7 protein-coding genes and 1 pseudogene are annotated in these 7,107 nt (G+C 65.0%); 6 read left to right on the top strand and 2 right to left on the bottom strand.

Features of this window, described 5'->3' with window-relative positions; genetic code table 11:
* Positions 1–357 (bottom strand): annotated as a pseudogene (locus AB0H52_RS31175) (hypothetical protein); the annotation flags it as partial.
* 295 nt (positions 358–652) lie between these two features.
* Here AB0H52_RS31175 and AB0H52_RS31170 point away from each other — a divergent pair.
* The 6 genes from AB0H52_RS31170 (at position 653) to AB0H52_RS31145 (ending at position 5,291) form a co-directional block, all read left to right on the top strand.
* A complete protein-coding gene (locus AB0H52_RS31170; protein ID WP_357951862.1) occupies positions 653–1,669 on the top strand; it encodes an EcsC family protein in 1,017 nt (338 codons plus the stop codon).
* A gap of 75 nt (positions 1,670–1,744) precedes the next feature.
* Complete coding sequence (locus tag AB0H52_RS31165) at positions 1,745–1,972, top strand: hypothetical protein (RefSeq protein ID WP_357951860.1); 228 nt, start codon at positions 1,745–1,747, stop codon at positions 1,970–1,972.
* A 161-nt stretch (positions 1,973–2,133) separates the two neighbouring features.
* Positions 2,134–3,558 (top strand): hypothetical protein, encoded by a 1,425-nt coding sequence (locus AB0H52_RS31160; RefSeq protein ID WP_357951858.1) that lies wholly within the window; start codon positions 2,134–2,136, stop codon positions 3,556–3,558.
* Positions 3,559–3,697: 139 nt separating this feature from the next.
* Positions 3,698–4,006: a hypothetical protein gene (locus AB0H52_RS31155; RefSeq protein ID WP_357951856.1), complete on the top strand. Its 309-nt coding sequence runs from the start codon at positions 3,698–3,700 to the stop codon at positions 4,004–4,006.
* A gap of 216 nt (positions 4,007–4,222) precedes the next feature.
* Positions 4,223–5,104, top strand: coding sequence for a helix-turn-helix transcriptional regulator (locus AB0H52_RS31150; protein WP_357951854.1), 882 nt, complete (start codon positions 4,223–4,225; stop codon positions 5,102–5,104).
* Entirely contained in the window at positions 5,097–5,291 is a 195-nt protein-coding gene (locus AB0H52_RS31145; protein ID WP_357951852.1) for a DUF397 domain-containing protein, read from the top strand. Before AB0H52_RS31150 ends, AB0H52_RS31145 begins: the two co-directional genes overlap by 8 nt.
* A 63-nt stretch (positions 5,292–5,354) precedes the next feature.
* Here AB0H52_RS31145 and AB0H52_RS31140 read toward each other — a convergent pair whose 3' ends face one another.
* Positions 5,355–5,639, bottom strand: a complete 285-nt coding sequence (locus AB0H52_RS31140) for a hypothetical protein (protein ID WP_357951850.1) — start codon at positions 5,637–5,639, stop codon at positions 5,355–5,357.
* Positions 5,640–7,107 lie beyond the last annotated feature (1,468 nt).

The following is a 7,107-nucleotide window of genomic DNA, read 5'->3' as shown; positions in this document are numbered from 1 at the left end:
ATTGGACCCGGCCAGGTTCGGCATGATCACGGTGGTCGGCGCGGGCGGCGGCGCCGCCTGCGTGGTGGCCGGGGCAGTAGTGGGCGCGGTCGTCGTCGGGGCGACGGTGATCGGGGCGGCGCTGACTTCCAAGACGGCCGGCACGGAAGCCTTCGGCTCGGCGGTGGCCTTGTCGTCACCGTTGCTGCCGATCGATCCCACACCGACTCCGCAGCAGAACAGGACGAGGGCACCAACGATGAGGCCGATGATCATTCCCTTGCCCAGCTTGGGCTTCACGGAGGCAACCGCCTGCGAGGGCTGGAAGCCGCCGGCGTGCTCGGGCTGCGACGGGTTGGGGGTCACGGGGTTGGTCACTGGGTATGTCTCCTGATCTCTGCACACGGAGCGCGCCGACCCAAAAACCCTGTTCGGCGTTCGGGCAGAGTACGGCAGAGCTTCGCCGATCTTGCAGATGATCTCCAGAGGGCTGAACGGCCTGGTAGCGCCTCGTGCACACGGTGGCTTGCCCATCCCCGTCCCAGGGCGCATCCCCAACGGGTCGTTTGCCGCGCCTCAGCAACCTCTGCGACTACGGGCAGCAAGGGGACACCCACGTGTCGACCGACAGTGCCATCATGTCCCAGTCGTCGCAGCCGAATGGAGATCCTCAATGAGTACTGTCACCGACCCGTTCGTCGACGGCACAACCCCGATGAGCGCGTACGAAGGACAGGTGTGGGACAGGCTCAACGAGCACTGGCAGCGCCGCAACAACCGCCGTAGTCTGCCGAACTGGGCGAGCGCTGCGCTCGATCGCTCCGGTGACGTCGCGCGACAAGCCGCGAGCCGCGCCACCAGGGCTATGCCGGAGGCGATCAAGGAGCCGGTCCGTCGCGGCGGCGACGCAGTTGCCGGCATGGCCCTGCGACCGGCGGCCGAAGCCGCGGCAGCGCTGCTGGAGCTGGTCAACGCCTGGGCCCTGGAGCTCAATGACCCGAAGGGCGTCGAAAAGGTCGCGCGCAAGCGCGGCCTCGAACTCGGCAGTTTCGCTGAGCTGCGGCAGCAGGACCTCAGGGTGTGCGACCGGCTCCTGACCCGCAACACACTCAGGTGGCGGACCGCCGGCGCCGTCGAAGGTGGCGTCATGGGCCTGCTCGCCATGGTCCCCGTCGCCGGGATCCCTGCCGCGATGACCGCGGACATCCTCGTCATCCAGGTCCTGAGCGCGTCGATCGCGTCGCGCATCGCGTACTCCTACGGCTACGACGCTAAAGATCCCGCCGAACAGCTCTTCATCGAACGCCTGGTACACCGGTCCTTCATGGCACAGGCCGCCAAGGTGGGGCCGCTGCGCGAGACCGCACGAGCGGCCAGCGCGATCAAGGGACGCGTGAGATGGTCAGAGAAGCTCCGCGCGGACCATCGCCTCGTGGCCGCCCTTGAGAAGTTGCTGCAGCACATGGGCCCGGCCGGCGCCACGGTTCCCGTGCAAAGCGTCGCCAAGGTCGTGCCATTTGTGGGTGTCCTCATCGGTGCCGGGATGAATTCCGCAGTCCTCGGCAGCGTGGCCGCCGACGCGCAGCGATACTGCCAGACCCGATTTCTGTGCGACAAGTACGAGCTGCCGCTGCCGGCGGCGTTGGCCACCTACCGGGACGACGTCGGCCCCGAGGCCGACGCCACGTAACTGTTCGGGTGGCAGCGATTGACGTCAACGGCGACCGCACCCGGCAGATCCGGAACCCGACAGGGCTCGGCAAACGTGCTTGCGATCCGTCCAGTCGTCCTGATCCGGGCGTGCGCCGAGGAGGTGACCAACTTCCCCACCCAGATGGTGGTCCACCTGGAGTCGAACTGGCCGGGCGCCAACCACCTCGACGGGGTTGTCATCTACGGCTACAACACGCCGGTCAGGATGAGCACACCCATCCCCTCGCCGCAGCAGGTGACCAAGAACGTCCAGGTCCAGCCGGTCATCGTCTCGCTGTAACCCGCCGCCGCGCCTAGCAACTCAGGCCGTACGCCGACTTCTCTCCGCATTTCCTGCTGCACACGAAGTGAGCTGGCACACTCACGCAACATTGACACTCTGAGATTCTTCGATCACCCTGGGTGCCTGTCTCGTGCAGTGCGTCAGCACCGGGGGTGGGCGTGGAGATCGATTCACTCGTAAAGTCCCTGAGCTACCCGTCGCTGCTGGCGCTCAACTCCTCCCACGAGCTCGTCGACGACGTGCTCCGGTACGCCACGACACACGCCAAGAAGCGCGAGGCGTACTGGCACCACAAGACGTTGACGCCGGTGGACGTCGGCAAGGGCGGCATGCGGACCACGCCCGCGCAGGTGCTGCATGAGCTGGGGGTGGCCACCACCCTGTTGACCGCGTCCCCGCTGTCACAGGTCGCTCGGCACTGGGCCGCTGTCCGCTACTGCGCCACGCTCACCAAGAACGGTGGGCGTCTCGCTCTGACGCCGGATGCCAACGAGGTCGTCTATCACCACAAGGTGACCCAGTCCGAGCAGTTGGGCATCGGCCTGGCCCTCGTGGTCGCCAAGCGTCTGTTACGCAAACAGTATCGAGGGTGGACGTTCCACGCGGTCGACGCGGAGGTGGCGTTGAAGGCGGGCTTCGTGGATGGCGGCGGTGCAGTGCAGTCGGTCTCGCGGACCAAGATGCGGCCGGACTACATCCTGCTCGGCCATCACGCCACGAGGAGACACAGGCGGATGAAGATCGTGATTCTTGAGTGCAAGGGCACTCACGGTCCGCCGAGCTTCATCCATGGACAGCTCGCCCGAGCCGCCGTACAGGTGGAGGCGTTGTCGGTAGGCGGAAGCCACCCACCGTCGCTGATGGTCGCCTCGCACCTCACCCAGGCCGGGATCACCGCCTACGTACTCGACCCGCCCGGTGATGACGAGTTGTGGTCCGGTGACGACGAGGAGCTTGATGGTCTGTTGAGCACCGCCCCTGAGGACCAGTACTGGCGACCACGCACGGTTTCCCCTCCGGAGCCCGAAGCGAGACAGGCACCCGACGACGTACCGTCGCCCGCCGACGAGATCATCACCGATCCGGACCTGGCCGAGGAGTTGCCGTCCGGTGCACCCCAGGTCTTCGACATCCCCGAGCAGCAGCGTGGGTGGTTCACCCAGATCTTGACCCGCGCCGTGGCGGCCACCGCCCTGCTCTTCGCCGGGAACAGCGCCGCCGCCAGCGGCTATGCCACTCCCCGCCAGCGAGGGACGGAGGATCCGGCATTTCAGCCGGGGCTGTTCAACCTGGACCCCGCGTGGGCGACGAGCAGCGCAGCGACATTCGCGCTACCCGACGGGCTCTCCGCGGAGGGCACCCGGCATCGCGCACCCCTGGGCCAGGGAAGGGTCCTGGAGGTCTTCCGAGGCGTGGAGAGCCGCCTCTACCGCGAGTTGGCCGAAGGCCAGGTCAGCGCCTACTTGAGAGATGCGCCGATCTTCTTCGGCAGGCGGGCGGCGTCGCCGGCCGACGGCAGCCTGTACTCGTTCGGCCAGGATGGGACCGTCCTGGTCGTCCGGGTCCTCAACGACGCCGGGTGAGACGCCCCTACGCTCACCTCGCCGCTACTTCCCTGCACCACCGAACCGGTCGTGCTTGGCAGAATCCGATGGATGAACGCTCCGATGGTTGATGCCTGCGGCGTCCCCGGCATGCTGCCCTTCCCACGGTGATCGACAGATGATCCGACAGACATCGCCCTGGGCTACAAGCCTTCTGCTGCGGTGGAAGCTTGCTACGCCGTTGATCGGGCTCAGCCTGCTGATGGCCGTCCCGGCCGTGTTCGGCACCGTGACCTGGTGGTCGTTCTACGGGGTCGGCTACCGGGTGCTGAGCGTCGTCATCTGCCTCGTCCTCACTGCTCAACTGGCGGTGGCGGTCTCCATCGGCGTCCGACCGAGCAGGGACGTGCCCTGGACGAGGGCCGGGCTGGTCATTCTCGGCATGCTGGTCGCCTGCGGCCTGGCCCGGATTCGCCACGAATTCTAAACCTCACCCCACCCATTCCACCCCCGACAGTACGCCGAATAAGCGCGCGTGGGAATTACGCGTTCATGGCTGCTGTCGGGGGTGTCTTGTATGGTCAGAGGCGTAGTTGCTTGGCGTGGTAGCACCCAATGGAATTGATTCCCGGGCGCAACGGCCGCGCGTTTCACCGATGGCGTCCGGATGTAACAAAATGCAACACGGAGAGGGCGGGAGCCGATGGCCGACGACATGGGATCGACAGTGCCGCGACGGCAGCTCGGGCGGGCGCTGCGCGACCTACGCACCGAGGCGCGGATGACACTAGACGGCGCGGCCGAGGCGATGCAGTGGAGCCGGCAGAAGATGTGGCGCATCGAGACCGGCCTCGGCCCGGTCCGCACCCTCGACGCCAAGGCCATGTGCGAGCTGTACGGGGCGACGCCCGACCTGACCAGCGCCCTCACCGCCCTGGCCAGCGAAACCAAGGCCAAGGGCTGGTGGCACTCGTACGGCCTGGCGATCCCGGACTGGTTCGAGATGTACGTCGGTCTGGAGTCGGTCGCCTCGAAGCTACGCGGCTACGACGAGTCCCTGGTGCCGGGCCTGCTCCAGGTGCCCGCCTACACCCATGGCGTCTATCAGAACCGCCGGGAAATGAGTGAGGAAGAGTTCGAACAAGTCCTCGCGGTTCGGCGACAACGGAAGGCGCTCCTGACCCGCAGGTTGCCGAAGGCTCCGACCCTCTATTCAGTTCTCTCCGAGGCGGTGCTGCTCCGCAACATCGGCGGACGGGTAACGATGACCGAGCAGCTCAAGCATCTCTTGGAGCTCGCAGAGTTGCCCAACGTCTCCATCCGAGTGCTGCCCCTGGCCGCCGGCGCACAGTACGGTGCCCTCGCCGGGACCTTCATGATGCTGGACTTCCCTCTCCGCAACCGGGTGGTCCCTGAGCCGTCGGTCGTGTACTGCGAGTCGTTAACCGGAGCGCTCTACCTTGACCGACCTGCCGAGATCGCATCCTATGAAAGAGTCTGGTCCAGCCTCGATACCCTGGCGCTTGATGGAGGACAATCCAGGCAACTGATCAACAAGATCGTTGGAGAGATCCAGAATGCCTAAGCTGAACGGCGCCCTGTGGCGCAAGAGCACCCGCAGCGGCGACAACAACGGCGCGTGCGTCGAGGTCGCCGACAACCTGCCCGGCCTCGTCGCCGTACGCGACAGCAAGGACCCAGCCGGACCCACCCTCACCTTCTCCCCCGCCGCTTGGACCAGCTTCGTCCGGTTTACGAAGTCTGGACACTGAGCCAAACATCAGACGGGAGCGCAGACGGCGGACGCGCCGGACGCGCTCCCGTCGCGCAATCAGTCAGGGGGCCGCGTCTCCGATTGCGGGCTGGGCCACGTCCTCGAACAACGACCACCGGTCCCGCCACGCCTCCACGTCCTTCGGGTAGATAGCCGTGTGCCGGCTCTCCGGGTTACGCGGACGAACACCGCCGACGCTTGCGATGAACTCGTCGTGCCGCTCGCGCACCCCGGCACGCAGGTCGTCTCCGGGCACGACATAGAAGTCCCGACGTCCCTCGGTCACGTCCACGAGGACGTAGACATCAACCGACATCGCCGTCATCCGGTCGATGTCTGCGACCATCCACCCGCCCTGCGCGGCAACCTGCACAGCCGCAGTCCTACCGCTAATCGTCACGAAGGTCTGCGGACCGTGCAGACTTGCCGAAAGGCCGTGCAACAGGGCCTCCGCCACCGCGAGGTGCCGCCCAGCCTGGTGCTTCTGGTGGTTACTCGGAGCCATCTGCTCTCCTTTGGGGTGGAGGAGGGGTAGCAGGCTACGACGGTTGCCAGCCCTCGTCGATCGCATCCTGAAGCCGCTTACTGAACACGGCATGCGCCTGCCGATACTCGTTCTCCCGATCCGCTTTGTAAAATGGCGTCGCATACCCCTCTGGTGGCAGGTTCCGCTCCGGGTCGTTCAGGTATGCAATCAACTGGTCGTAGTGCTCCTTGCTTTGGCCAAAGCCAAATGCGCTGTGACTGGCGGCGAGTTTCCGACCCTTCGAATCGAACCACGCCCCTCGGTCATAATTCGCTAAGACCGGATAACGTGAACGATAGATTGCGACGAGCTGGTCGGCCGTTATTCCAAGCCATACTGAAACCAGAGCATCGATCTCAACTAAAGCCGCCCGTCTCGCACGCTCTGTTCGTAGGGCAGTTTCCCGACCCCAGTTAGCTGGAACGTCAGCAAGTGCACCTAGGCCTGGCCATTCTAGCGCCCACGACTCACATGACAGGCCTGCGGAGTGCCACAAATCCTCCCAGAGCCTCTGGTAGGCCACTGTGAGGCAATTAAGGCGCAGCGCTCGTATCAAAAGAGCGCTAGCCAACGGGTGATCAGCCATAGCACCCGGCATGTTTACCGCATCAGCCCCCCGTAGGTCAGCTCGGCCGGTGATTCGGAGCATGTAGTCCAATGGTAGAGCCGCCCAGAAGCCCGCGTTAACGACGGTGTCTCGGTCATTTAGCAATGCGAGCGAGTGCACAGAATCCACGTGCGCAGGGCCCGGCGGAATCAGCGCCGCGAAAAGAGATCTCTCGCCATCGAACGATATCCTTCGGCGCCAGGCAAGACGGTAGTAATCCGTGTAGCGCCTGCCGCCCCACTGATCCTGGACAGCTTCGTAACGGCCTAAATCACATGCCCGCACATAGTTAGTTGCCGGAACTGCCGAAGAAGGCAAGCGATCCGGATCCACTAGAAGCCAGTCCTGAATACTCCTGCAAGGAACCTTGGGGACCTTGTAGAATGGAAGCCCGACGGAGAAGTGCGGACCCTGCAATACCACATCCGAGAAGCGTCTGGGGCTCGCACTCTCTTCGCGAATGACGCCCGCCTCCTTAGAGCCCCGTTCGTGATACCCTCCGCTTATGCTAGGACCAAGCCCTCCTAGACGCTGAGTGACTGCGGCGAGAGCAGATATCGCCCCCTGCTCGTCTAATGTCACGGGGTAAAGCAAGGGGGTTTGATCTACAGGGCGGCTTTCCTCTCCGAACAGTTGACTCCACTCGTGAAGCAAGCTCGTGTTCACACTGACCAGCCTAGA

The organism is Micromonospora sp. NPDC050695 (genome assembly GCF_040654415.1).
Lineage (GTDB): Bacteria > Actinomycetota > Actinomycetes > Mycobacteriales > Micromonosporaceae > Micromonospora.
This window is presented reverse-complemented; position numbering and strand designations above follow the sequence as displayed.

Excerpts from the sequence above, each read along its gene's own strand:
- AB0H52_RS31170 (WP_357951862.1), top strand. The coding sequence starts at position 653 with ATGAGTACTGTCACCGACCCGTTCGTCGACGGCACAACCCCGATGAGC.
- AB0H52_RS31145 (WP_357951852.1), top strand. The coding sequence starts at position 5,097 with ATGCCTAAGCTGAACGGCGCCCTGTGGCGCAAGAGCACCCGCAGCGGC.
- AB0H52_RS31155 (WP_357951856.1), top strand. The coding sequence starts at position 3,698 with ATGATCCGACAGACATCGCCCTGGGCTACAAGCCTTCTGCTGCGGTGG.
- AB0H52_RS31140 (WP_357951850.1), bottom strand. The coding sequence starts at position 5,639 with ATGGTCGCAGACATCGACCGGATGACGGCGATGTCGGTTGATGTCTAC.
- AB0H52_RS31150 (WP_357951854.1), top strand. The coding sequence starts at position 4,223 with ATGGCCGACGACATGGGATCGACAGTGCCGCGACGGCAGCTCGGGCGG.